Origin of the sequence: Aneurinibacillus sp. Ricciae_BoGa-3, from assembly GCF_028421645.1 — a bacterium.
Classification (GTDB): Bacteria; Bacillota; Bacilli; order Aneurinibacillales; family Aneurinibacillaceae; genus Aneurinibacillus_B.
In genome coordinates, this window is the sequence record NZ_CP116887.1 from 1143935 (window position 1) to 1168656 (window position 24722).

Sequence of the window (24722 nt, forward strand, 5' to 3'; positions counted from 1 at the left end):
AAAGAGACTGGTAGAATAGAGGAGAAAGCAGATGTATAACAAAAGATGGAAAATATATAGGAGGTTACATATGCACATCAAATTTCACGGACATTCCTGTGTACAACTCACACACAATGGCAGTTCAATCATCATTGACCCGTTTCTGACCGGTAACGGTCTTGCTACTGCAGGACCTGATGATATTGACGTACAGTATGTTCTTCTAACCCACGCCCATTCTGATCACATTGGTGATGCACTGGCAATCGCCAAGCGCAGCGGGGCTACCATCATTGCTACGCATGAACTGGCTACTTATATGAGTTGGCAGGGGGTTGCTGTGCATCCGATGAACATAGGGGGATCGTTTGAATTTGACTTTGGCACAGTTAAGTTGACTCAGGCTTTCCACAGTTCAGGGTTGGTGCTTGATGACAAGAAGGAAATTCTTTATATGGGCATGCCTGCCGGATTTCTCATTACAATGGGAGAAAAGACGTTCTATCATACTGGAGATACGGGCCTGTTTAGTGATCTCAAATTGATTGGGGAGCGCCATCCGATAGATGCGGTGCTGCTTCCGATAGGGGATAATTTCACCATGGGGCCGGACGATGCCCTGCAGGCTGCTGAGTGGATCCAAGCTGGGGTAACGCTTCCTTCCCATTACGATACATTCCCGGTAATCAAGCAGGATGCGGAGGCGTTCGTGCAATCGCTAGAAAAGCGCGGTTTGAAAGGCAAAGTGTTAAAACCTGGTGAAATTTTCGAGTTATAACATTTTGATAATGGATTTGTAATAATACTGTAATATAGTTGGGGTATCTTATAACTACGATGAAAAACCCCCTTTAAATATATACCTCTACTTGGAACCGCTGGATAAGCGGTTCTCTTTTTTTTAACAGGAAAGTACATTTTAAAGTAGTAAAGTTTTCATTGCTGAAATGGGGACCGTTATAGTCCCAAAAACGCTGCTCGACATTTGTCCATGTTACACGTAAGATAGATACCGATGTGAAAAAAAGATAGTAAGGAGAATTTAGCGTATGCGTCTGCGTAAAAGACCCGGCGTAAAGGAAGCCATGGAAACATTTCCGGAACTGGTTCCGCTAAACGGTGAAGAGTATAAAGGAAAGTGGTCGGCCTTTTTTGGCAATGATCATCCGCTGCACGTTGAATTAGGAACGGGCAAAGGCCGTTTTGTTACGACACTTGCGGAGCACAATCCTGAAATTAACTATATAGGTGTCGAACTTAGGGAAGAAGTGCTTATTTCTGCTGTAAAAAAGGCGCAGGATAAGCAGTTAAAAAATATCGCATTCCTCTGGATAAATATTAATGACCTGGAAAATTACTTTGGAGAAGCGGAAGTTAACCAATTTTACCTCAATTTTAGCGATCCGTGGCCGAAGAAACGCCATGCAGCACGCCGCTTGACTGACAGTGGTTTTCTGGTGAAATATGAAAGGTTGTTAAATCCGGCAGGTAAAATTGCGCTCAAAACAGACAATGAAGGGCTCTTTGAATACAGCCTGAACGAATTTGCAGCTCAGCAGTTTCTGCTGCAGGACATTACGTTTAATCTCCATGAAAGCCCATTTGCGGAAGGCAATGTGATGACGGAGTATGAAGCGAAGTTCGTTGAGAAAGGCATGAAGATTTATCGCTGTGTCGCCAATCACCCTGCTCAGTGGACGAAAAAGAAATAAAACTTAAATCGGGTTCCATACTTTTTGTTACGCTCCCTGCATACAATGAAGAGAGGTGATAAAAGGAATGGGACCGCTTTTTCGTTATGGAAGTTTTCTCCTGGCAACGATCCTGCTTGTATTCTATGCCCTGCCCCGGCTGCCGATTCTCAATCAGCATCCAGCCGCCTTAATTTTCAGCGCTGCCTGGCTGTTATTTGCCCTGATTTTTATCGGGTCAAGCGTGTACCAGCTCTTAGGAAATCCGCAAAAAGAGGATATTAAGATAGGCAGGCCTGGATCACATAAACGCAAAGCAAGAAAGATGCGTGGAAGGGCCCCACGTTTATAGAAAAAAACTTTCCTATCCAGCAAACAGAATGGCTTTGGCCATTCTCTTTTTAATTTAGCGCGCCTAGCCAAAAGGAAAGTTGATCTGCTTGATAATCTTGAAGTGCATTGAGCGATTTTTTAAATGGGACCACCGGTCCCCCGAAACAGCCAGAAAAACATCGTGAGGCGCATGTCCGCACCTTACTTTCCCCCTGTGGAGCGTGTGGAACAGAGGGCGAAAAAGACCGGCAACTGTCTCCATCACCCCGATACCCAGATGTTGCACCTAAACGGTATAAAGGATCTAAGGCCATCGCCTGCGCTACGCTTGCCGCTAGCCAAGATTCCCTAATGCCGGTCCGCCCGTCGTTCCACAAAGCGGCCGTAAAAACTTCTATGGGGGGAAGGGGAGAGCGGCATGGCCCGCGATGTTTTTCTTGTATGTCTGTTGTTATAGATATGCTATACTTACACTAATACAGATAGTACAGTTTTGGGAAAGTTAAGGGTGAGAAAATGGCTACAAAACATGAGCAAATACTTCAGCATATCGAGGAGCTTGAAGTAGGCAGTAAAATTTCTGTTCGCCAGGTGGCGAAAACGCTGGAAGTAAGCGAGGGAACGGCTTACCGGGCGATCAAGGACGCCGAGGCGCAGGGGATGGTATCAACTATTGAGCGGGTCGGTACCGTCAGAATTGAAAAGAAACAAAAGCAGAATATCGAGAAATTAACCTTTGCTGAAGTTGTGAATATTGTGGACGGGCATGTTATGGGGGGCAGGGAAGGCCTTCATAAAACGCTCAATAAATTTGTCATTGGCGCGATGAAGCTTGAAGCAATGATGCGCTATGTTGATGCTGGCAGCCTGCTTATTGTCGGAAATCGCTATCAGGCGCACAAGCTTTCCCTCCAGCATGGGGCTGCCGTTCTTATTACCGGCGGATTTGATACGAGCGACGAGGTGAAAAAACTTGCGGACGAGCTGCAGCTTCCCATTATTTCCACCAGTTATGATACGTTTACGGTAGCGACTTTAATTAACCGCGCGATTTACGATCGCCTCATTAAGAAGGAAATTATGCTCGTGGAAGACATTTTAATTCCTCAGGAGAGCTCTTATTATCTGAAGGTCAACCAGACTGTAGGAGACTGGCACAAGTTAGCGGAAGCTGTGGGGCACGGGCGTTTTCCAGTCGTAGATGAAACGATGAAAGTAGTAGGCGTTTTAACAACGAAGGATGTAATGGGCCACGAATATACAACACCTGTCGACAAGATTATGATTAAAAACCCGATAACCGTTATGGCCCGGGTATCCGTTGCTTCTGCCGCCCATATGATGGTTTGGGAAGGGATTGAAATGCTTCCGGTGGTAGACAATCATCGTAAAATGCTGGGTATTATTACAAGGCAGGATGTACTGAAAGCGCTTCAATATGTCCAAAAACAGCCACAGATGGGCGAAACTTTTCCCGATTTAATTATGAATCGTTTTCAGGAAGAGAAGGGGGCAAACGGGATCTACTTTAGGGGAGAAGTTACGCCGCAGATGACAAACCATCTAGGCAATATCTCAAGCGGGGTCCTCACTACGCTTGTTTCCGAATCGGGGAGCCGGGCGCTGCGCCAGTTCCGCAAAGGTGACATGGTCCCTGAGAATATTACCATGTATTTCCTGAAACCGGTACAGATTGAGAGTGTGATTGAGATCCACCCCAAGGTAATGGAAATAAGCCGGAAATTCGGCAAAGTTGAAGTGGAAGTCTATCATCAGGGCAACCTAGTTGGCAAAGCCATGATGACCGCGCAGGTTATTGAACGATAACGGAAAGAGGGATACGTGTTGGATATGAACAGGCAGGTAATTATGCTCGGGCTTGGAATTGTCACCCTCGTTCTCGCATACGGTCCGTGGGTCAGGCAGTGGCAGGAGAGGCGGCTTTCGAAAAAGGGGCTGGACGACGAAACTACGGCCCACCTTACAGCCCGGACGGTAAACGGATTGAAGGTGCTGGCCCTGCTGTTGCTGCTGTATAATTTCCTGCTTCTCTGGCGGTCACCTTAGGACCAATCCAGGATAAAAGGCACCTGAAGAGGTGCCTTTTACTTAACTGTGATTCTTTAGCTTATACGGTTTAACATGATCGGCGAGAAGTCCCCCTCCTCAACGCTATTAGCGTTTTTCAAGCTTGATGTCCATATATACTTCAAGGGCGGAAGCAACAATCAACGTTTTAAGATTAGCAATGTACACGTGGCCGCCAATCTGATATTTTCTGTTGGTAAGCAGTCGGACGATGCCTTCGTGGAATTCTGCCACATTTTCCAGCGGCCGTCCTTTTAAAAAAACAAGTTCCTTTGTGATTCGCCTTTGCAACTCAACAGCCGTTAATGCATTAGGGGCCGTGAGAAGCACTTTTATATCCCTTACCACAGTTTTTTGTTTTTGAATCATATTATTTTGGGCGTTTTGCAAATTGGTTATCTCTTCTACATATTTCACGTTTTGCCCCTCAAGTTGTCGGACCCGAACATGAAGGGCATCGATCTGTTCGCCAAACAGCAGCAAAAAAGCACAGGCGCCGGTGAGCGTTCCGAAAACAAATATGGCGAGATAACGATAGGTTCTATATAAACTGGAGCCCGATGGCACCCGCATCATGATTTTCCCTGCACAAGCCATTGAATGAGAAGTGTGGCAGTATTGGCGCCCATAAAGGCACTGATGATGAAGATAAGCTGTTTTATAACAGGTGAGATGCTTCCTTCAGAAAAGATATGTTCGATTTTCATAAAAGAATCAAAGGTGCCATTTAATGCGCCCACCAGCCCCCATATTTTCAATAGACCGGATAAATCCTGTATTTTGGCTAAAGGCGGCTGGCAGGCTATGAAAGCTGCAAGCCCGCCGAGCAGGCTGCCGCCAAGCACAATGCCAAAAGCGATAAAGAAGTTGCCAATCATATTGTTTAGAAGGTTCAGGATTTGAATCCTTATCATCTGGGTCCCTTCTTCCGTCGTAATCTATATGGTTATATGTATGGGATGAGCCTGCTAATTATGAAATCAAAACATATGTTCCTATCTTGATGCAATAGCGTATAATATAGAAGAGAAATTGAAGTGAGAGGATGATCCACGAGTGCACCCTTCATTTGTTCATCTTCGTGTACACAGCGAATACAGCCTGCTCGATAGTGCCGCACGAATTGAGCCGCTTGTAAAACGGGCCAAAGAGATGGGCATGGCGGCTCTGGCCCTGACAGATAAATCGGTCATGTACGGGGCCATTCCTTTCTACCAGGCATGCAAACGGGAAGGGATAAAACCCGTGCTTGGTTTAGAAATAGGTGTAACGAATGCGCCATCCCTGATGAGAATGCCAGCACGCGAAGAACCGGTTTTCCAATTGGTATTGCTTGCTGAAACGCTTGAAGGCTACCGGAATCTCATGCGCCTTGCATCCGCTGCCCAGCTTGAGGGCGGGGATTATAGACCGCGTGTTACAAAAGACCACCTGCGCCGCTATGCTGCTGGGCTTATTGCTTTAAGCGCTGCGGGTGACGGAGAAATTGGCCGTTTGCTGCTCGATGGACGGGAAGCAGAGGCACGCCTGGCAGCAGCAGAGTTTGTTGATATATACGGGAAAGATTCGTTCTTTCTTGAAATACAGGACCATTTGTTAGAGGAGCAAAAGCTGTTAAACCAGCGCACCGCTTCGCTTGCCAGACAAATAGCAATTTCGCTTGCCGCAACGAACAGCGTGCGCTATATAGACAAGGAGCAATCCGAAATCTATGAAGTTCTGCTTTGCATCAGACAGGGCAAAACCATTGACGATCCGCAGCGCGAACGTCCTTTAACGAGAGAATACAGCCTGAAATCCCCTTCCGAAATGAACGACCTGTTTGCGTTTACCCCTGAAGCTATCCATAACACCGCCCGTATTGCTGAACGCTGCAATGTAGAGATTCCGCTGGGCAGTCCGATTTTGCCGCATTTTCCGCTTAAAGACCAGAGTACGGATGAATTTTTGCGTGAACGCTGCTACGAAGGCCTAAATAGCCGCTATGGCAATCAGATCTCTGCTGCCCATGAGGAACGGCTTGAGTATGAACTGGCTGTTATTGGGCGCATGGGGTTTTCGGATTACTTTCTAATTGTATGGGACTTTATTGCCTATGCACGGGAGCGAGGCATTGCAGTTGGACCGGGCCGCGGTTCCGCAGCAGGCAGTCTGGTTGCCTATGTACTGCATATTACAGACATCGATCCGCTGCAATATAAGCTGCTGTTCGAACGTTTTCTCAACCCTGAACGGATTAGCATGCCGGATATTGACATTGATTTTAGCTATGACAGACGGGATGAGGTTATCGCATATGTCGTTAACAAATATGGTTCAGACCGTGTGGCCCAGATTATTACCTTCGGAACGATGGCAGCCCGTGCCGCTATCCGGGATGTAGGCCGTGTGCTTGATATGGCGCCGGCCATTGTTGGACGTTTGGCTAAATTAATACCTTCTGAGCCAGGCATTACGCTTGAGAAAGCGCTGGACAGAAGCGTGGAGCTGAAGCGGACGCTGGAGGAAAACATGCTGGCGGAGAAGTTATTTCGGCTGGCGCGTGAGGTCGAGGGCATGCCCCGCCATGCATCGACCCATGCGGCGGGCATTGTTATATGCAGAGACCCATTGACCGAGCATGTGCCGCTGCAGGAAGGGCATGACGGGCACTCGCTCACCCAGTATCCAATGGAGCACCTGGAGGAGATAGGATTATTAAAAATGGATTTTCTCGGGCTCCGCAACCTCACGCTTCTAGAGCATGCCGTGGAGCTCGTCCTCCAACAGGAAGGAAAACAAATTTCACTTGCAGAAATTCCGCTCGATGATGCCCCCACTTACCGGCTGCTGTCGGAAGCGGACACCACGGGTGTATTTCAGCTTGAGTCGGGTGGAATGCGCCACGTTCTTCGAATAGTCAAGCCCTCCGTGTTTGAGGATATCGTGGCTGTTCTGGCCTTGTTTCGGCCGGGGCCGATGGAATTTATCCCGGATTTTGCCGCAGCAAAGCACGGAAAGCGGGCTGTCCAATATCTTCATCCGATTCTCGAGCCCATCCTTAAGGACACTTATGGTTACATTTTGTATCAGGAGCAGATCATGCAGATTGCCTCTGCCGTTGCCGGCTTTACACTTGGTGAGGCTGATATACTGAGGCGGGCGGTTTCTAAAAAGAAAAAAGAACTGCTTGCTGAACAACGTGAGAAGTTTGTCGCCGGTTGTCTGAAACAGGGGCATGATGAAGCGCTAGGCAACCAACTGTATGACTGGATTGTCCGGTTTGCCGACTATGGCTTTAACCGGAGCCACAGTGCCGCTTATGGACTTCTGTCATACCGGATGGCGTATATCAAAGCTAATCATCCGCTTTCGTTTATGGCCGCACTCCTCACGATGGTGATGGGCAACGCTGATAAAGTGGCTGAATATGTGGAGGAATGCAGGCGAAAGTCAATTGCAGTCCTTCCGCCGGACATTAACAGCAGCCATGTTGCTTTCACAGTTGAGAATGGAGCCATTCGCTTTGGGCTGGGAGCCGTTAAAAATGTGGGCGTGCAGGCGGTCCGCCACCTGATAGAAGAGAGAAAAAATGGTCCGTTTAGTAACCTGCCTGATCTCTGCTTGCGCATCGACCAGCGAATTGTGAACAGACGGGTACTCGAATCCCTCATTCTATGCGGAGCCCTGGATAAACTGCCAGGCCACCGGGCCGCATTTTTAGCTTCGTTGGATCAACTTGCCGATTGGGCCAGTCGATTAAAGAAGGAGAGGGCAGAAAACCAAATGGCGCTTTTTCAGGGGCAATCCAAGCACACGCTGCCACCTGAATTAATGGCGTCTGTCACTCCCTACACAAAAGGTGAGCTGCTGGAACAGGAGCGGGAACTCTTAGGCATGTATTTATCCGGGCATCCTCTGGAACCTTACGCCGCTGTGCTTGATCATCCTTCGATTACGCCGATTCACCAGGTTCGGGAGAGCAAGCAGAATCAGGTTATCCGGATCGCAGGCGTCATTGCGGAGTCGAAACGCATTACCACAAAAAAAGGGGAGCCGATGGCCTTTCTTACACTTGAAGACAGGCATGCGCGTATTGAAGTTGTTGCCTTTCCAAAAGTATTCGAATCGGGCATGGCGTCAGTTAGGAAGGGTAAGTTTGTCATAATTGAGGGCAGGCTCGACAGACAGAACGGGGAAAATGGCATAAAATTTATTGCAAATCGTTTCTTCGATGCTGCTGCTGCTGGCATGCCGCAAACCTCTTCTCTGCCGCTAAATTCGCCTCATCCAGATGCGGTGAGCGATAAGCAGGAACAAGTTGTCTACATCAAGGTAGAGAGACAACTTGAAGAAGATGTGCAAAGTCTTACGGCGTTGAAAAGTATTCTTCTTGAAAGCGAAGGGAATACACCGGTGTTGCTTTATTATGCGGAATCGAAAAAAACGGTAAGGCTTAATAACGATCATTGGATCTTACCAAGCAATGAGATAGTTAGGAAAATTGAGAAAATTGTAGGGAGTGGCGGGATAATTATAAAAAATCGGCCGTAAAGGTTGTTATAGCACAGGTTTTGCTCCTTGGTTTAGGTTTACAGGCCGGACACATTTGGTATAATGGGAACATAAATAAATCAGTGGTCAGACCACCTAAAAATTTGGGATGTATAAAGGAGTGTTACTGCGTGTCCAGACTTCGGGAAGCAGCAATTGAACTGCATCGAGAGCATCGCGGCAAGATTAGCGTACAGTCTAAAGTAAGCGTGAATTCGGCTGAAGAGTTAAGCCTTGCCTATTCACCGGGTGTAGCGGAACCCTGCAAGGATATTTTTCAAGACCCGCAGCAAGTATATGAGTACACTTCCAAAGGAAATATGGTTGCCGTTGTATCTGACGGATCCGCTGTACTTGGTCTGGGCAATATTGGGCCGGAGGGCGCACTTCCAGTTATGGAAGGCAAAGCGGTCCTGTTTAAATCTTTTGCAGGTGTAGATGCTTTCCCTATTTGTCTAAATACGCAGGATCCGGAAGAAATTATCCGGACAGTGAAATACCTTGAACCGGCTTTCGGTGGAATTAACCTGGAGGACATCGCAGCTCCTAACTGCTTTGAAATTGAAGAGCGGCTGAAAGAAGAATTAAACATCCCTGTATTTCATGATGATCAGCACGGTACGGCCATCGTGACAGCCGCTGGGCTTCTCAATGCCCTTAAAATCGTTGGAAAAAAGATGGAAGAAATATCAGTTGTCGCCAACGGGGCGGGAGCGGCAGGCATTGCCATTACGAAGCTACTTCTGCGCATGGGCGTGAAGGAAGTCATTGTGTGCGATTCCAAGGGGGCCATTTATAGCGGTCGCCCGGATGGCATGAACCCTATAAAAGACGCCGTTGCGGCTATCACGAATCCCGGCAAGAAGCAAGGATCGCTTGCGGAGGTTATTATAGGTGCAGATGTATTTATTGGCGTATCGGTATCAGGTTCGCTGACCCAGCAAATGATACGGTCTATGAGTATCAACCCGATCATTTTCGCTATGGCTAATCCTGATCCGGAAATCATGCCCGTTGAAGCAAAGGCAGCCGGTGCGGCAGTCGTTGGCACCGGCCGGTCAGATTTTCCCAATCAGGTGAATAATGTGCTTGCATTCCCGGGCATTTTCCGTGGAGCACTGGAGGTAAGGGCTACAGACATTAATGAGGATATGAAGCTCGCAGCTGTACATGCGATCGCTGAACTGGTAAGCGACAGAGAACTCGCCCCGGATTATGTCATCCCGTCCCCCTTCAACCCTGCTGTAGTGCCAAATGTTGCAGCTGCTGTTGCACAGGCGGCCATGGAAACAGGGGTTGCCCGCAGAAAGATTAGTCTGGAAGAATTGCAGTTGTGCGTCATGAACGCAGAGCCAGTGCTGGAGAAGCTGTAATAGTTTTCTTCTATGAGGTGAGTTTGTTGACGGATGCCAAACAGCAGCACAAGGTTTATGAAGAGATATTGATGGAAATAAACAGAATTATTAAGGAGGAGGGCCTAAAACCCGGTGACCGGCTTCCTTCCGAACGTGAACTCTCGGAACGCCTGCAAGTTGGGCGTTCTTCTGTGCGTGAAGCACTGCGTTCTCTGGAACTGCTTGGGCTGATTACCACCCGCCGCGGGGAAGGAACCTTTCTTCAGCATTACCGCCAAAACCAGCTAATCAACATCATTGGGTCCTATATACTGAAGGATTTTAAAACTCGCCGGGATCTGGTTGAGATGAGAAAGCTGCTCGAAATTGACGCGGTTCGGTTAGCTTGCGAACGAGCGGGGGAGCGGCATTTTGCCGAAATGGAAAAAATTATAAACCAGGCAGAACAAAAAATGAAAGAGGGCGGGATTGCCGCCGAAGAAGATTACTTGTTCCACCGCGCAATTTGCCGGTCAAGCCGTAACTCTGTCCTGCATAGAATCTGGGTACCGGTAGTGGAATACAGCAAGTCAACCCGCGAAGAATCACTTTCACGCGCGGGCCGGCCGGAGATTGCGATCATGGAACACCGCGACATATTAAATGCGATTCGTGAACGAAATGAAGCGAAAGCTGTCTCAAACATGCTTCGCCACCTGGAGAATAGCATTCTATAAACCATTCCATCCTAATTTCATGTTGGTTTCCGTACGCGGGCTGCATTACAATATGAGGAGGAACTTGTATATAGGAGGAGGCGGCCGTTATGTGGACGGTCATTTATGTAGCCCCAACTGCCAAAATGGCCGAAAAGATTCAGGATAGATTAACGGCTGAAGGATTTCTTGTGAAAATCCGCCAGGTTGGTGAATCCAAACAGTGTGAAATTCTGGTGCCCCAAGGTGAACTGGAAGAGGTTCAGGATGTGCTGAATCGTTCATTGATGCCCTAAGAGAGGTGCTTATTTTTGTTAAAAGATATATTTTATAAGAAGCGTAAGTATGCAACCTTGCCAACCGGTCAGGTTGTGGATAAGGAGCGTACGGACACGCGCTCTGAAAAAAAGAAATTCCGGAAGGCCTGTTAGTTAAATGCAGCCGCTGCGGAACCATTGCCTATACGAAAGAACTTGAGAAACATTTAAAAGTCTGCCACGGATGCGGTTATCATTTTGCGATGACCGCCTTTGAACGTATTGCAGCAACACTCGATGAAAGCCACTTTTTTGAATACGACGCAGGCATGATATCTGAAAACCCGCTCCATTTCCCTGATTACGCAGAGAAGCTGGCAAAAGATCGGGAAAAAACCGACTTGGCCGAAGCAGTTGTGACCGGGGAGGGAACGATTATGGGCTTTCCTGTTGTGCTGGGGGTCATGGATCCGAGGTTCCGGATGGGCAGCATGGGATCGGTTGTCGGAGAAAAGATTACCCGCGCGATTGAAAAGGCTATAGAAAAAGAGTACCCCTTTATCCTGTTCTCCGCGTCTGGAGGGGCAAGAATGCAGGAAGGCGTACTAAGCTTAATGCAGATGGCTAAGACGAGCGCGGCTCTGGCAAGGCTTGACGCCGTCGGGGGCTTATTTATCTCTTTTATGACGAACCCAACAACGGGCGGGGTTTCCGCAAGCTTTGCTTCGCTGGGAGACTACAATTTTGCTGAACCTGGTGCGCTAATCGGGTTTGCTGGCCGCCGCATTATTGAACAGACGATTCGCCAGGAGCTGCCTGAAGATTTCCAGACAGCCGAATTTTTATTGAAAAACGGACAGCTGGACAGGGTCGTTCCGCGTAAAGAAATACGTGATACTCTTGGGAAAATCCTGGATATGCACGCGGTGAGGAGTGTTACGAATGGCTGATCTTCAATTTGAGAAACCGCTCCTTGAATTAAACGCGAAAATCGAGGAACTGCGTAAATTCACGCAAGAGAAGCATATTGACTTTTCCGATGAAATTGTCAAACTGGAAGCAAGAGCAAAAACGCTGGCAGAAGAAATTTATGGCAACTTAACGCCATGGCAGCGGGTGCAGTTGGCACGCCACGCAGAACGCCCAACAACGTTGGACTTGGTTCGTGAAATCTTTACTGACTTCATTGAACTTCACGGCGACCGGGTCTTTGGGGACGATGCAGCGATTGTTGCCGGACTTGCCAAGTTCAATGGGAGACCGGTGACTGTCATCGGACATCAAAAAGGTAAAGACACAAAAGATAATATCGCGCGTAATTTTGGGATGCCCCATCCGGAAGGTTACCGAAAAGCCCTCCGCCTCATGCAGCAGGCAGACAAGTTCAACCGCCCTATTATCTGTTTTATTAACACGCCCGGTGCCTATCCAGGCAAAGCCGCCGAAGAGCGCGGACAGAGTGAAGCAATTGCCAGAAACCTTCGTGAAATGGCTTCTTTTGGAGTGCCTATTATTTCAGTTGTTACAGGTGAAGGCGGTAGTGGAGGAGCTCTGGCGCTTGGTGTTGGCAATCGGCTTCTTATGTTTGAGAACGCCTTTTACTCCGTTATATCTCCGGAAGGGGCGGCAGCGCTGCTTTGGAAGGATGCTTCCCAGGCACAGCGCGCTGCGGAATCAATGAAGATAACAGCGAAGGATCTGCATGAGATGGGCATTATAGATGAAGTTGTTAAAGAGCCGATGGGCGGTGCTCACCGGGATACAGCGAAAGCAGGCGATCTCCTACGTGAGGCACTGGAACGCCATCTCTGCGAACTTTCCCAAATGAGCCGCGAAGAGTTAATTATCGACCGGTATAATAAATACAAATCTATTGGCACGTTTGCATTAGCTGCTGAACCCACAACTATTCCAACAAATTCCTAGGAGGTACCACCGTATGCGAAACACAAAAATAGTCTGCACAATAGGGCCGGCAAGTGAATCAATCGAGACCTTAAAAGAATTAATGGAAGCGGGGATGAATGTAGCCCGGCTTAACTTCTCCCACGGCAGCCATGAAGAGCATGGTGCCCGGATCACGGCAATCCGCCAGGCGGCCAAAGAACTGGGCAAAAGCATTGCAATCTTGCTTGATACTAAGGGGCCTGAAATTCGTACAGGCCTGCTGGCCCAGGAAGTTGTAGAACTAAAAGAAGGAGAAAGCCTCACGCTGACCACCGAGGAAATCATGGGTACGGCAGAGCGCGTCTCCGTTACATACGGTGGACTTCCTAACGATGTTTCATCTGGCTCCACTATCCTGATAGATGATGGGTTAATCGGACTGACAGTTGAAAGCGTGGAAGGAACAGAAATTCACTGCCGAATTCGCAATGGCGGCCCTTTAAAAAGCCGCAAAGGTGTAAATGTACCGGGTGTTAACATTGGTCTGCCCGGTATTACGGAAAAGGACGCCCAGGATATTGCGTTTGGCATTAGAGAAGGAATTGATATTATTGCCGCATCCTTTGTGCGAAAACCGCAGGATGTGCTGGAGATTCGGAAGATTTTAGAAATGAACCATGCTGATATCATGATCATCTCCAAAATTGAGAACCAGGAAGGCGTGGAAAATCTAGATGAAATTCTCGCCGTATCCGATGGGCTAATGGTAGCCCGGGGTGATCTCGGTGTGGAGATTCCTGCAGAAGAGGTGCCACTTGTTCAAAAAGAAATGATCCGCAAGTGCAACAATGCTGGCAAACCCGTAATCACGGCAACCCAAATGCTTGATTCTATGCAGCGCAACCCACGGCCAACACGTGCCGAAGCAAGTGACGTGGCCAATGCCATCTTTGATGGTTCGGATGCGATTATGCTGTCCGGTGAAACGGCAGCGGGTAAGTACCCTGTTGAAGCTGTTCGTACGATGGACCGCATTGCCCGAACAGCAGAGACAGCTATAGCTTATCAGGAAATTCTCCACCGCGAAGCGGTTAAGAAGCAAACGAGTATTCCTGACGCGTTAAGCCAGGCGGTGGCAAATGTAGCGTATGACCTGGATGCGGCAGCGATTATCACGTCTACTGAGAGCGGACACACCGCAAGAATGGTTTCCAAATTCCGTCCCAAGGCTCCGATTGTGGCCGTTACTCCACATAGTCATGTATGCCGCAAACTGGCTTTGATCTGGGGCGTTCAGCCACTTCTTGCAGAACCGGCTGAGACTACGGATGAAATGCTCGATGTTGCCGTGAGGACGGCTGTGAATGCGGGTATTGTCAAGCGAGGCGAGCTGGTGGTTATTACAGCTGGCGTTCCGGTACGTGAACGTGGTACAACAAATCTGCTCAAGGCGCATATTGTGGGTGAAGTTGTCGCCCGTGGCCAGGGGATTGGACAGAAAAACGTAACAGGCAAGGTTGTTGTTTTACGCGGAACTCAGCAACTTCCGGCTGATCTAGAGCCCGGCTATATTCTAGTAGCAAGCGGTACGGATCGTGAAATGATGCCGATTATCAACAATGCGGCAGCGCTTATTATTGAAGAGGGCGGGCTTACTTCCCATGCTGCTGTTGTTGGCCTAAACCTTGACCTCCCCGTTATAGTAGGTGTGGAAAGTGCGACCCAAACGTTCCATGATGGAGATGAAGTGACAGTTGACGCAGCAGTCGGGCACGTGTATTCCGGATTTGCACGCATACTCTAACAGAAAGAGAGCTAGCACACATGGCGGAAGAAACATGGTTTGATTCATATGTCCGCGTCCGCTATCAGGAAACAGACCAAATGGGGGTCGTTTACCATGCGAACTATCTGGTCTGGTTTGAAGTGGGGCGGACGGAGTTAATTCGGCAGCTAGGCTTCTCCTATCAGCGGTTTGAAGGGCTTGGATTTATGCTGCCTGTAACCGAAGCGCATGCCTCCTACAAAAAGGCAGCCCGCTATGACGATGAGCTTATTATCCGCACAAAAATTGCCCGCCTGGAGGGAGTAAGACTCGTTTTTGCCTATGAAATCATTCGGCAAAACGATGGCGAGTTGCTCGCTTCAGGAGAAACGCACCATATCTGGACTTCACTTTCATTAAAACCGGTTCGCCTTGAAAGGCAGCAGCCGGAATTGTATGCTATGCTAAAACAGTATGAATCATAGGGCATATGATGGGAGGAGAAGGTGATGATGCGCATTCTCGTGATGATACTCATTGTTGTTCCCACATTGGAAATATGGGGTCTGCTGACAGCCGGCAGGGCGTTTGGGTGGCTTCCCACCCTGGCTATGTGCGTCTTTACGGGTGTAGTAGGCGCCTGGCTTGCCAAAAGGGAAGGCTTACAAATATTTAAATTGGCCCAGCTGCAGATGAGCAGAGGACAGCTGCCCGGGGAAGCTATTTTAGACGGGATTTGCGTATTTACAGGAGGAATTTTCCTCATGCTTCCGGGTTTTTTCACCGATATTATCGGGTTTTTTCTTATCTTTCCGTACACGCGAGGGATTTCAAAAATCTTTATAAAACGCTGGCTTTGGCGTAAGGTTCAGTCTGGAAGTATTCAATTTTTTAAGTAAAAAACATCGTGGGCCATGCCGCTCTCTTCTTTCCCCCCCATAGAAGTTTTTACGGGCGCTTTGTGGAACGACGGCCGGACCGGCATTAGGGAATCTTGGCCAGCGGCAAGCGCAGGCGATGGCCTTAGATTCCTTTATACTGTTTAGGTGTAACATCTGGGTATTTCAATGATGGAGACAGTTGCCGGTCTTTTTCGCCCCCTGTTCCACACGCTCCACAGGGGGAAAGAAAGGCGCGGACATGCGCCTCACGATGTTTTTCTTCGCTTTTGGTCCCATTTAAGCAATCTCTCAAGGAACTTCAACTTTTTAAAGCACATAAAATTAACATAAGTAAAAGGACAGCGGGTTCGCTGTCCTTTTACTCATGAAGGGGGGCTTTAATGATGCCTTCAAACGAGCCCTCTAAAACCTTTTTATCGTTTTGGTTCGTGCATTCAAACACGGAGGAAATGTTAATCCTCGTCTCCTGCTTCTCATATTGTGTAATAGTAACCGTACATGTAATAGTATCGCCGGTAAACACAGGCCGAAGAAAGTTGAACTGCATATTTCGGGCAAACACGTTATAATCTCCGCCGATTTTTGTTGGCAGCGTTGCGGTTAACAGTCCCTGTACGATTAATCGTCCATCGTCATCTGGTATCAGGTGATGCTCCCCCTTATCACCAGAGAGTTCACAGAAATATTCCACGTCTTGCCGGGTAAAGGTTCTCTCCCATGTGATCGTGTGTCCTGTATACATATGTACTCCCTCTAGACTGCCGGTGGAGGCGGTCCTTTAATATAATCCCACGTATCCTTGAATACGCCCGCTTTACGCAGAGCATTAAACAGAACAAGCAGCACCGGCCCCATGACCAGCCCAAGAAAACCAAACAGCTTAAGTCCGGCAAACAGGGCAACAAGCGTCAGAAGCGGGTCGAGGCCCACATTGTTGGCAACAATCTTTGGCTCAATAATTTGGCGTAGCACAATAACCGTCGCAAATAAAATACACAATCCGATAACCAGGTGATAATCCCCTGAAAAAATAGCATAAATGATCCACGGAATAAATACAGCACCAGTGCCAATATAAGGCATGAGATCGGCAAGGCCGGTTAACAGGCCAATGGATACGGCATAAGGCACACCAATGATCAGCAGGCCGATAATAACCAAAACAGCTGTAATTGAAATAATGGTGAGCTGCGCTTTAATAAAACCAATCAGAGCCTGCTGCAGGTTGTTCACCACCATTACTCCTTTTCGAAGATGTTCAAGCGGAACCCATTCCCGGATTTTGCGTTTGATGCGATGATAATCCTTGCTTATAAAAAAGGCGGATAACACGGAAATCACCATAACAGTAGCTGCATCTGGAACAGAACTTAGAAAGTTTCGGATACCGGAAAGGATAATCGTAGTTAATGCCGTGCCTGCCATCGCAATTTTTGTCATACCGATCGATAAGTTTTCCTGGATTTTTTGCTTATACGGGTCCTCCAAATTGCTATACAGATGAGCAAACTTCCCATAAATGCTGGAGTTTACACCCTGTTCAAGAAAATTTGCGGAGTACTTCGTCAACTGGTCGATATAATGCGGCAGGGTATCAATTAGATTGCCTGTTTCGATGACAAGCTGTGTGACAAGAATCGTAAGCACGGCTGCAAGCATGAGGATGACGAACGCCAATATGACAAGAACCGCCAGCCATCGTGGCCACCTTCTGTTGTTCTCCAGCATATCAACCGGGCCGTTGATGATGTAAGCAATAATGAAACCAATGATAAAAGGGTATAGTAAAGGCGTCACAAACAGGATGAGTTTATACCCAATTACAACGACAGACGCAGCCAGCAAAAAACGCAGCACCTGGAATAATCGACGATAAATAGTAGGATCCATATACCCTCCTTTGCAGTGAGAATAAAAACTTTTCTGCTTCTTTTTTTTAGGGTATGATAAGTAAAGGTCAAAAAGCAAGGTTTACTTCGTGTTCAACATATTTTCACATTTTTTTTGAGAAACATTCACAAACTTACTGAAATAATCTATAATTACTTTGAAACTAGATACGAAAGTATCCTCTCTCTTTTTTTGCCTGTACAGGTGTATTCTTGGAAAAGTCGGAGGATATTTTTTGAAGAATAATCCAACAGATAAACCAGAATAAAGGAGAGAATATGCTATGTCTACTACTCGTGGATTGGAAGGGATTGTCGCTACACAATCGTCTGTTAGCTCTATAATTGATGGGGTGCTGACATATGCCGGTATTGATATTGATGAACTGGCGGAGAATGCTTCTTTTGAAGAAGTGGTATACTTGCTTAGGCACCAAAAGCTTCCGAACGAATCACAGCTTCAACAGCTGAAAAAAGAACTTGCAGAAAATTCATCCATTCCTGATGCAGTCATCAATATGCTTAAAGCGTTTCCAAAGGACAACCATCCGATGGCGGTTCTTCGCACAGCCATTTCAGCTTTGGCGCTTTATGATGCAGAAGCTCAGGATATGTCGAAAGAGGCGAACCTTCGCAAAGCGACCCGCCTGCAAGCTAAAATCGCAACGGTTGTAGCGGCTTATAACAGAATCCGTGAAGGAAAAGAAGTTGTAGCCCCTAGACCGGAATTTGGCTTTGCGCAGAACTTCTTATACATGTTAAACGGCGAAGAGCCGAAAGATATCGCTATTGAAGCATTCAACAAAGCGCTTGTGCTTCATGCGGACCATGAGTTAAACGCATCCACTTTTGCCGCTCGTGTAACCGTTGCAACTTTATCCGATATTTATTCCGGCATTACTTCTGCAATCGGCGCGCTCAAGGGACCGCTTCACGGTGGAGCCAACGAAGCCGTCATGGCCATGCTCGAGGAAATTGGCGAGCCTTCCAATGTTGAATCGTATATCCGAAGCAAATTGGATAATAAAGAAAAAATCATGGGCTTTGGCCACCGCGTATATAAAGATGGCGACCCTCGGGCGAAGCATCTTCGTGAAATGTCTAAGCGCCTTACCGAAATTACTGGCCAGCCAAAATGGTATGAAATGTCTGAGAAGATTGATGAAATCGTTGTCTCTGAGAAGGGCCTGCTGCCTAATGTAGACTTTTATTCTGCATCTGTTTACTACAGCCTGGGAATCCCACGTGACATTTTCACACCTATCTTTGCTATCAGTCGCATGTCCGGATGGACAGCGCACATCTTAGAACAGTATGACAACAACCGCCTCATCCGTCCTCGTGCTGAATATATTGGGCCTGTACATGCCCATTATGTACCATTAAGCGAGCGGTAATCATCGTGAGATTTAATTTTACCAGGGGGATCCTCGGTAGCTCCCTGGTATTTTCCTTTAGCTTTATGAAGTAATTTATGAAGTACATATCGCACTAATACATATTTTAGGAGGGGTTAACGTGTCTGTTTTTGAAAAATACGAATTGCCTGTACATGGAGAAAAAATTACAGTTGATAACACTGGGAAATTAAACGTTCCAAACAATCCGATTGTCCCATTTATTGAAGGCGACGGCACAGGCCCGGACATCTGGAATGCTTCCGTTCGCGTGCTCGACGCTGCTGTTGAAAAAGCTTACAACGGGGAAAAAAAGATCGCCTGGTATGAAGTGTACGCTGGCGAAAAAGCTTTTAACCAATTCGGCGAATGGCTTCCACAAGACACATTAACAGCTATTAACGAATACCTTGTAGCGATTAAAGGACCTCTTACAACTCCTGTAGGCGGCGGAATCCGTTCCATTAACGTGGCGCTTCGCCAGGAGCTGGACCTTTACGCTTGTGTCCGTCCTGTTCAGTATTTCACTGGGGTGCCTTCTCCTGTAAAACACCCTGAATTAACAAACATGGTTATTTTCCGCGAGAACACGGAAGACATCTATGCAGGTATTGAGTGGGCAGAAGGAAGCGATGATGTGAAGAAAGTGATCGCATTCCTGCAGGATGAGATGGGCGTTAAGAAAATCCGTTTCCCTGAAACATCAGGTATTGGCGTGAAACCTGTTTCCAAGGAAGGAACCAGTCGTCTTGTCCGCGCTGCTATCCAGTATGCGCTGGATAACGGCCGCAAGAGCGTTACGCTTGTTCACAAAGGCAATATCATGAAATTCACAGAGGGCGCGTTCAAAAACTGGGGATACGAACTGGCTGAAAAGGAATTTGGCGACCGCGTGTTCACCTGGGCCCAGTACGATCGAATTGCAGCGGAAGAAGGAAAGGATGCAGCAAATAAAGCGCAGGCTGACGCTGAAGAAGCAGGCAAAATGATCGTGAAGGATGTCATCGCTGATGCATTCCTGCAGCAGATTCTGACTCGTCCAGCTGAGTATGATATAGTGGCTACTCTGAACCTGAACGGTGACTATGTGTCTGATGCACTAGCTGCACAGGTTGGGGGTATCGGTATTGCACCGGGAGCAAATATTAACTATGTAACCGGCCGCGCTATTTTCGAAGCTACGCACGGCACAGCTCCGAAATACGCAGGTCTTGATAAGGTTAACCCATCATCTGTTATTCTTTCCGGAGAAATGATGCTCCGTCACATGGGTTGGACAGAGGCTGCTGATCTTATCATTAATTCTATCGAGAAAACAATTGAAGCCAAACAAGTGACATACGATTTTGCCCGTTTAATGGAAGGGGCAACGGAACTTAAATGTTCCGAGTTCGGTGATGCACTCATTAAAAACATGTAATCAAAGTTTGCGGTGACACTGTCATACAGTGTTTCCCCTTCATTGTTTTATAGCGTTAGTAAATATAAAATTACGACAATTCTAGGAGGCAATGACTATGGGATTCACTCGTAAAAAAATTGCGGTTATCGGTTCAGGATTTACTGGTGCCACTACTGCATTCCTTCTTGCACAAGCTGAACTTGGTGATGTAATTCTTGTTGACATTCCGCAAATGGAAAACCCAACTAAAGGGAAAGCTCTTGACATGGCCGAGGCAGGCCCTGTTCAAGGCTTCGACAGCAAAGTAATCGGTACATCTAATTATGAAGATATCCAGGACGCTGACATGGTTATCGTTACAGCTGGTATTGCGCGCAAGCCAGGCATGAGCCGTGACGACCTTGTAAACACCAACGCAGGCATCATGAAGCAAGTTGGGGAGCAAATCAAGAAATATGCCCCTAACAGCACCATTATCGTTCTTTCCAATCCAGTAGATGCGATGACCTACACCCTGTTCACAACAACTGGTTTCCCGAAAAACCGTGTAATTGGCCAATCCGGTGTTCTTGATACGGCGCGTTTCCGTACTTTCGTCGCACAGGAGCTAAATGTTTCTGTTAAAGATGTTACAGGCTTCGTGCTTGGCGGCCACGGCGATACAATGGTTCCACTTGTTCGCTACTCCTATGCGGGCGGCATTCCACTCGAAACACTGATTCCGAAAGACCGCCTGGATGCTATTGTTGACCGCACACGAAATGGTGGTGCGGAAATCGTAAACCTCCTTGGCAACGGATCTGCATACTATGCACCTGCGGCATCGCTTGTTCAAATGGCTGAGGCCATTATTAAAGACCAGAAGCGTATTATTCCTTCCATTGCTTACCTTGAAGGGGAATACGGTTACGAAAATATTTACCTTGGTGTTCCTACACTGCTTGGTAAAGACGGTATTGAAAAAGTATACGAACTTGAGCTTACCTCTGATGAGAAAGCGCAGCTTGATAAGTCCGCGGATGCTGTTCGTAAAGTAATGGCTGTATTATCTTAATTGAAGAGTACATCACAGAAGAGTTCGGCAGCCGATTGGCTCACGGACTCTTTTTTCTTTGCCAAATATGATATGATGGGCGTTGAGGGAAAAATATATTGAAAAATTACAGAGTTAAAAGGGTGTCGAACTTGAAAAAAATACTTGTCGTAGATGATGAACAATCGATAGTAACTCTGCTTGAGTTTAACCTTCAGAAAGCGGGTTTTGATGTTATTAAGGCAATGGACGGTATTACGGCGGTTCAATTAGCAGAGACCGAAAACCCAGACCTTTTAGTCCTTGATATTATGCTTCCTGGCCTTGACGGGATGGAAGTATGTAAAAAACTTCGCATGGAAAAAATCAACACGCCCATTTTAATGCTTACGGCAAAGGATGAAGAATTCGATAAAATCCTGGGACTCGAGCTCGGTGCGGATGACTACATGACCAAACCGTTCAGTCCGCGGGAAGTGGTTGCCCGCATCAAAGCGATTCTTCGGCGCAGCGGCCAGCAGCCAGAGAAGGAACAGGAAGCGAACAACGAGAATGTGATTGCGATTGGCAAACTCAAAATTTTCCCCGAGAAATATGAAGTTTATTTCGACCGGGATCGGTTGGAACTGACACCGAAGGAGTTTGAACTGCTGTACTATATGGCTACCCATCCGGGCCGTGTCATGACACGCGACCAACTGTTGAATGCTGTCTGGAACTACGATTTCGTAGGAGATTCACGAATCGTGGATGTGCATATCAGCCACCTGCGGGAAAAAATAGAGGAAGATACGAAGCAGCCTACCTATATCAAAACCGTGCGGGGACTCGGTTACAAGCTAGAGGGTTAATTATGCACCGGTTGCGAGCTAAGCTTACCTCAATTTTTTTACTTGTTATCGTGGTACTCCTTCTGGTTGTTGGGCTGTATGTTGGCAAGCTGCTCGAGAACGCGTATATCAATATACTGGAGGAGCGGTTAAAGAAGGAAGCCATTATTATTTGTGAGGACGTAATTTCCATGGGTTTGCATAATCCACAGCTGCAGCAGCGGATGGTTAAGTTCACCGGTGAAATTGGGGAACGCATTACGATAGTAGATTTACAGGGAAAAGTGCTTGCTGACTCTGAGAATGACCCGACCAAGCTGCCCAATCACGGGAACCGGCCCGAAATAAGGGAAGCGATTCGGACAGGCATTGGACAATCCATTCGTTATAGTGCAACGATGCGGTACGACATGATGTATGTTGCGGTTCCATTGAAGCCTAATGGGAAAACCATAGGTGTTGTGCGGGTTTCAGTTACGATAACGACGGTACAGGAAACGATCCGCAAGCTTTGGCTCAGTCTGGTCGGTGTTCTTATCGTCACCTTGCTGCTGTTTGGTTTGCTCAGCACAAGAATAACGAAGAGCATTACGCAGCCGATTGAAGAGATTACGAAAGTTGCGCGTGATATTACGCATAAACAATTTAAGAGCAGAGTAACCACCTATGCTAAAGGAGAAGTAGGCCAGCTGGCCAAAGCTGTAAATTTTATGGCCTCAAGCTTAGAACAGCAGCTTTCAGCCCTCCAGGAAAATGAAAAGCGGCTGGAGGGTATCCTGAACAATATGTTCAGCGGCGTCATGCTTGTTAGTGACAGCTACCGAATTATTTTGGTGAATGCTGCTGCGGAAGAGCTGCTCGGTTATAAAGCCAATGAACTTATTGGTTTTCGCCATAATGAGGTGGGCAGAAGCTTTAGCATAAGCCAGTTAATAGGGCGCTGCTTTGAAACAGGCGAGAAGATTAGAGAAGAGCTCCATATTTATTATCCAACAGAGAAAATTATCGACATAAATCTGGCCGCCTATTCGAACGAGGAAGGCGAAATTAAGGGAGTCATCGTTGTATTGCACGATATTACAGCCATTCGCCGGCTGGAAAAGATGCGCAGTGAATTTGTTACGAATGTCTCCCATGAATTAAAAACCCCTATCACATCCATTAAAGGATTTACGGAAACACTGCTGGACGGAGCTTTGGAAGATGTGGAAATCAGCCGTTCGTTTCTGACGATTATCAATGAAGAGAGTGACAGGCTCTACCGCCTCATATCCGATATTCTCGACCTGTCAAAAATCGAACAGAAGAGAATGCCTCTGCAATTAGAAGAAGTGGACGTGCCGGAACTAATTAAGGAAACCGTACGCATCCTTCATGAGGAAGCACGCGCTAAAAATATTGTGATTTACCTTCCGCATGAAGACAAAATCGTAATTGAGGGAGACCACGACAGGCTTCAGCAGATTGTTTTAAATCTGGTCAGCAACGCTGTAAGCTATACCCCTCCAGATGGGGAAGTGATGATTGAAACGAGGGAAGAAGGACAGCACGTGGTGCTATCCGTGCAGGACACGGGGATTGGCATTCCCCCGCAGCACCTTCCCAGGATTTTCGAGCGGTTTTATAGGGTGGATAGGGCCCGCTCACGCGAATCGGGCGGTACAGGCCTCGGTTTGGCGATTGTTAAGCATCTTGTTGAATCCCATCACGGATCCATCACGGTTGAAAGTACAGAGGGCAAGGGAACAACGTTTACCGTCACGCTTCCAAAGCATCAGCCTTTGCAGTCTCTGTAACCTTTGGCCTGTTCCATTTAATAAAGAGATAAATGCCGAACAGGATGATAAGCCCGCCGATAAACTGCACCTGTGTAACTTTTTCTCGTAATATAAAATAAGCCAGAATGGCAGAACCCACAGGCTCACCGAGAATACTCATTGATATGATATTCGCGCTGAGCCACTTTATTGCCCAGTTAAAGACCGTATGTCCAAGAAGCGTTGGGAATACAGCGAGACCCAGAAAGACATACCAATCGTTAGACCGGTAAGGGTATAGCGGATACCCCAGCACAAGATCATACAACAGAAGTGTGAGCGTGCTTATTCCATACACAACAAATGTGTAACTCATGAGTGAGAGCCGCTGCCGTACACTCTGGCCGAACAGCCAGTAGCCGGTTACCATGCCCGCGCCAAGCAGCGCCAGCACATCGCCCCAGAGAGCCAATCCTCCCACTTTAAAGTCTCCCCATCCAATAAAAATACTGCCCAGAAGTGCCAGGAGTCCGCCCACAAGGCCAAGCCAGCGCACCTTTTCTTTAAAGAAAAAGTAGGCACCCGCAAATGAAAATAAAGGCTGGAGGGTAACAAGTACAACCGAGCTGGTCACAGACGTGTAGTTTAGCGACTCGAACCAGAGTATAAAATGGAAAGCCAGGAATACTCCGGCCAGAGCGGTTAAACTCCAATCCCTCCCGGATATTCCCATAATTTCTTTTAAGTGCTTCCACAGTACAATAGGAAGCATGAGCAGGACCGTGAACAAAATTCGATAAGTGGCAATAATTGCGGCAGGCGCGCCTGATAATTTCACAAGAATAGCGGAGGTTGATACCGCAACGACTCCAAAGAATAGAGCCAAATACGGGTTAAGGGCAGGTTGATTATCCATATCTACACCG

23 protein-coding genes and 1 pseudogene are annotated in these 24722 nt (G+C 47.3%); 19 read left to right on the plus strand and 5 right to left on the minus strand.

All coding sequences use genetic code 11. From position 1 onward, the window contains the following. The first annotated feature begins 70 nt into the window (after positions 1–70). The 5 genes from PP175_RS05995 to PP175_RS06015 all read left to right on the plus strand — a co-directional run bounded on the left by PP175_RS05995 (position 71) and on the right by PP175_RS06015 (position 4073). Positions 71–760 (plus strand): metal-dependent hydrolase, encoded by a 690-nt coding sequence (locus PP175_RS05995; protein ID WP_272441891.1) that lies wholly within the window; start codon positions 71–73, stop codon positions 758–760. A gap of 271 nt (positions 761–1031) precedes the next feature. Then, positions 1032–1694 (plus strand): tRNA (guanosine(46)-N7)-methyltransferase TrmB, encoded by a 663-nt coding sequence (gene trmB, locus PP175_RS06000; RefSeq protein ID WP_272441892.1) that lies wholly within the window; start codon positions 1032–1034, stop codon positions 1692–1694. 67 nt (positions 1695–1761) lie between these two features. Beyond that, complete coding sequence (locus tag PP175_RS06005) at positions 1762–2025, plus strand: hypothetical protein (RefSeq protein WP_272441893.1); 264 nt, start codon at positions 1762–1764, stop codon at positions 2023–2025. A gap of 497 nt (positions 2026–2522) precedes the next feature. Continuing rightward, positions 2523–3833 carry a DRTGG domain-containing protein gene (locus PP175_RS06010; protein WP_272441894.1) on the plus strand — a complete coding sequence of 437 codons (1311 nt, stop codon included), beginning with the start codon at positions 2523–2525 and terminating at the stop codon, positions 3831–3833. A gap of 24 nt (positions 3834–3857) precedes the next feature. Beyond that, positions 3858–4073, plus strand: coding sequence for a hypothetical protein (locus tag PP175_RS06015; RefSeq protein ID WP_272441895.1), 216 nt, complete (start codon positions 3858–3860; stop codon positions 4071–4073). A 108-nt stretch (positions 4074–4181) separates the two neighbouring features. On the opposite strand, the gene PP175_RS06020 is transcribed toward PP175_RS06015, so the two are convergent. Together PP175_RS06020 and PP175_RS06025 are read right to left on the minus strand one after the other, a co-directional pair. Continuing rightward, positions 4182–4670 (minus strand): sporulation membrane protein YtrI, encoded by a 489-nt coding sequence (locus PP175_RS06020; RefSeq protein WP_272441896.1) that lies wholly within the window; start codon positions 4668–4670, stop codon positions 4182–4184. Continuing rightward, the gene (locus PP175_RS06025) at positions 4667–5008 is read right to left on the minus strand and encodes a YtrH family sporulation protein (protein ID WP_272441897.1); all 342 of its coding nucleotides are present in this window, start codon (positions 5006–5008) and stop codon (positions 4667–4669) included. Before PP175_RS06025 ends, PP175_RS06020 begins: the two co-directional genes overlap by 4 nt. A gap of 142 nt (positions 5009–5150) precedes the next feature. On the opposite strand from PP175_RS06025, the gene PP175_RS06030 reads away from it, so the two are divergent. The 9 genes and pseudogenes from PP175_RS06030 to PP175_RS06070 all read left to right on the plus strand — a co-directional run bounded on the left by PP175_RS06030 (position 5151) and on the right by PP175_RS06070 (position 15485). Next, positions 5151–8627 (plus strand): DNA polymerase III subunit alpha, encoded by a 3477-nt coding sequence (locus PP175_RS06030; RefSeq protein ID WP_272441898.1) that lies wholly within the window; start codon positions 5151–5153, stop codon positions 8625–8627. 131 nt (positions 8628–8758) lie between these two features. After that, complete coding sequence (locus PP175_RS06035) at positions 8759–10000, plus strand: NADP-dependent malic enzyme (protein WP_272441899.1); 1242 nt, start codon at positions 8759–8761, stop codon at positions 9998–10000. A 26-nt stretch (positions 10001–10026) separates the two neighbouring features. Beyond that, on the plus strand, positions 10027–10698 hold the full coding sequence (locus tag PP175_RS06040) for a FadR/GntR family transcriptional regulator (protein WP_334314188.1): 672 nt from the start codon (positions 10027–10029) through the stop codon (positions 10696–10698). Positions 10699–10787: 89 nt separating this feature from the next. Beyond that, complete coding sequence (locus PP175_RS06045) at positions 10788–10973, plus strand: glutamate decarboxylase (protein WP_272441900.1); 186 nt, start codon at positions 10788–10790, stop codon at positions 10971–10973. 15 nt (positions 10974–10988) lie between these two features. After that, positions 10989–11884 (plus strand): annotated as a pseudogene (gene accD / locus PP175_RS06050) (acetyl-CoA carboxylase, carboxyltransferase subunit beta). After that, positions 11877–12860 (plus strand): acetyl-CoA carboxylase carboxyl transferase subunit alpha, encoded by a 984-nt coding sequence (gene accA / locus PP175_RS06055; RefSeq protein WP_272441901.1) that lies wholly within the window; start codon positions 11877–11879, stop codon positions 12858–12860. Before accD ends, accA begins: the two are co-directional and overlap by 8 nt. A gap of 13 nt (positions 12861–12873) precedes the next feature. Continuing rightward, positions 12874–14625 carry a pyruvate kinase gene (gene pyk, locus PP175_RS06060; RefSeq protein ID WP_272441902.1) on the plus strand — a complete coding sequence of 584 codons (1752 nt, stop codon included), beginning with the start codon at positions 12874–12876 and terminating at the stop codon, positions 14623–14625. Between the two features lie 20 nt (positions 14626–14645). Next, positions 14646–15071: an acyl-CoA thioesterase gene (locus tag PP175_RS06065; protein WP_272441903.1), complete on the plus strand. Its 426-nt coding sequence runs from the start codon at positions 14646–14648 to the stop codon at positions 15069–15071. A gap of 24 nt (positions 15072–15095) precedes the next feature. After that, positions 15096–15485: an FxsA family protein gene (locus tag PP175_RS06070; protein ID WP_272441904.1), complete on the plus strand. Its 390-nt coding sequence runs from the start codon at positions 15096–15098 to the stop codon at positions 15483–15485. 361 nt (positions 15486–15846) lie between these two features. Here the strand turns inward: PP175_RS06070 and PP175_RS06075 are convergent, their stop codons facing one another. Further along, positions 15847–16230, minus strand: a complete 384-nt coding sequence (locus PP175_RS06075; RefSeq protein ID WP_272441905.1) for a hotdog domain-containing protein — start codon at positions 16228–16230, stop codon at positions 15847–15849. Between the two features lie 11 nt (positions 16231–16241). Then, positions 16242–17378, minus strand: coding sequence for a sporulation integral membrane protein YtvI (gene ytvI / locus PP175_RS06080; protein ID WP_272441906.1), 1137 nt, complete (start codon positions 17376–17378; stop codon positions 16242–16244). Positions 17379–17661: 283 nt separating this feature from the next. On the opposite strand from ytvI, the gene citZ reads away from it, so the two are divergent. The 5 genes from citZ (at position 17662) to pnpS (ending at position 23835) form a co-directional block, all read left to right on the plus strand. After that, on the plus strand, positions 17662–18774 hold the full coding sequence (citZ, locus tag PP175_RS06085) for a citrate synthase (protein ID WP_272441907.1): 1113 nt from the start codon (positions 17662–17664) through the stop codon (positions 18772–18774). A gap of 121 nt (positions 18775–18895) precedes the next feature. Then, positions 18896–20194 carry an NADP-dependent isocitrate dehydrogenase gene (icd, locus tag PP175_RS06090; protein WP_272441908.1) on the plus strand — a complete coding sequence of 433 codons (1299 nt, stop codon included), beginning with the start codon at positions 18896–18898 and terminating at the stop codon, positions 20192–20194. Between the two features lie 97 nt (positions 20195–20291). Next, complete coding sequence (mdh, locus tag PP175_RS06095) at positions 20292–21230, plus strand: malate dehydrogenase (RefSeq protein ID WP_272441909.1); 939 nt, start codon at positions 20292–20294, stop codon at positions 21228–21230. A 122-nt stretch (positions 21231–21352) separates the two neighbouring features. Beyond that, positions 21353–22060, plus strand: a complete 708-nt coding sequence (locus tag PP175_RS06100; RefSeq protein ID WP_272443198.1) for a response regulator transcription factor — start codon at positions 21353–21355, stop codon at positions 22058–22060. Positions 22061–22062: 2 nt separating this feature from the next. Then, a complete protein-coding gene (gene pnpS / locus PP175_RS06105) occupies positions 22063–23835 on the plus strand; it encodes a two-component system histidine kinase PnpS (RefSeq protein ID WP_272441910.1) in 1773 nt (590 codons plus the stop codon). On the opposite strand, the gene PP175_RS06110 is transcribed toward pnpS, so the two are convergent. Next, on the minus strand, positions 23798–24712 hold the full coding sequence (locus tag PP175_RS06110) for a DMT family transporter (RefSeq protein WP_272441911.1): 915 nt from the start codon (positions 24710–24712) through the stop codon (positions 23798–23800). The two genes, pnpS and PP175_RS06110, sit on opposite strands and share 38 nt — an antisense overlap. Positions 24713–24722: the final 10 nt, after the last annotated feature.

What these genes read in the sequence shown, in the direction of transcription:
- PP175_RS06010 (WP_272441894.1), top strand. Translation starts at nt 2,523, where the DNA reads ATGGCTACAAAACATGAGCAAATACTTCAGCATATCGAGGAGCTTGAA.
- trmB (WP_272441892.1), top strand. Translation starts at nt 1,032, where the DNA reads ATGCGTCTGCGTAAAAGACCCGGCGTAAAGGAAGCCATGGAAACATTT.
- PP175_RS06005 (WP_272441893.1), top strand. Translation starts at nt 1,762, where the DNA reads ATGGGACCGCTTTTTCGTTATGGAAGTTTTCTCCTGGCAACGATCCTG.
- mdh (WP_272441909.1), top strand. Translation starts at nt 20,292, where the DNA reads ATGGGATTCACTCGTAAAAAAATTGCGGTTATCGGTTCAGGATTTACT.
- PP175_RS05995 (WP_272441891.1), top strand. Translation starts at nt 71, where the DNA reads ATGCACATCAAATTTCACGGACATTCCTGTGTACAACTCACACACAAT.
- PP175_RS06075 (WP_272441905.1), bottom strand. Translation starts at nt 16,230, where the DNA reads ATGTATACAGGACACACGATCACATGGGAGAGAACCTTTACCCGGCAA.
- PP175_RS06025 (WP_272441897.1), bottom strand. Translation starts at nt 5,008, where the DNA reads ATGATAAGGATTCAAATCCTGAACCTTCTAAACAATATGATTGGCAAC.
- PP175_RS06015 (WP_272441895.1), top strand. Translation starts at nt 3,858, where the DNA reads ATGAACAGGCAGGTAATTATGCTCGGGCTTGGAATTGTCACCCTCGTT.
- ytvI (WP_272441906.1), bottom strand. Translation starts at nt 17,378, where the DNA reads ATGGATCCTACTATTTATCGTCGATTATTCCAGGTGCTGCGTTTTTTG.
- PP175_RS06020 (WP_272441896.1), bottom strand. Translation starts at nt 4,670, where the DNA reads ATGATGCGGGTGCCATCGGGCTCCAGTTTATATAGAACCTATCGTTAT.
- pyk (WP_272441902.1), top strand. Translation starts at nt 12,874, where the DNA reads ATGCGAAACACAAAAATAGTCTGCACAATAGGGCCGGCAAGTGAATCA.
- accA (WP_272441901.1), top strand. Translation starts at nt 11,877, where the DNA reads ATGGCTGATCTTCAATTTGAGAAACCGCTCCTTGAATTAAACGCGAAA.
- citZ (WP_272441907.1), top strand. Translation starts at nt 17,662, where the DNA reads ATGTCTACTACTCGTGGATTGGAAGGGATTGTCGCTACACAATCGTCT.
- PP175_RS06110 (WP_272441911.1), bottom strand. Translation starts at nt 24,712, where the DNA reads ATGGATAATCAACCTGCCCTTAACCCGTATTTGGCTCTATTCTTTGGA.
- pnpS (WP_272441910.1), top strand. Translation starts at nt 22,063, where the DNA reads ATGCACCGGTTGCGAGCTAAGCTTACCTCAATTTTTTTACTTGTTATC.
- PP175_RS06070 (WP_272441904.1), top strand. Translation starts at nt 15,096, where the DNA reads ATGATGCGCATTCTCGTGATGATACTCATTGTTGTTCCCACATTGGAA.
- PP175_RS06065 (WP_272441903.1), top strand. Translation starts at nt 14,646, where the DNA reads ATGGCGGAAGAAACATGGTTTGATTCATATGTCCGCGTCCGCTATCAG.
- PP175_RS06045 (WP_272441900.1), top strand. Translation starts at nt 10,788, where the DNA reads ATGTGGACGGTCATTTATGTAGCCCCAACTGCCAAAATGGCCGAAAAG.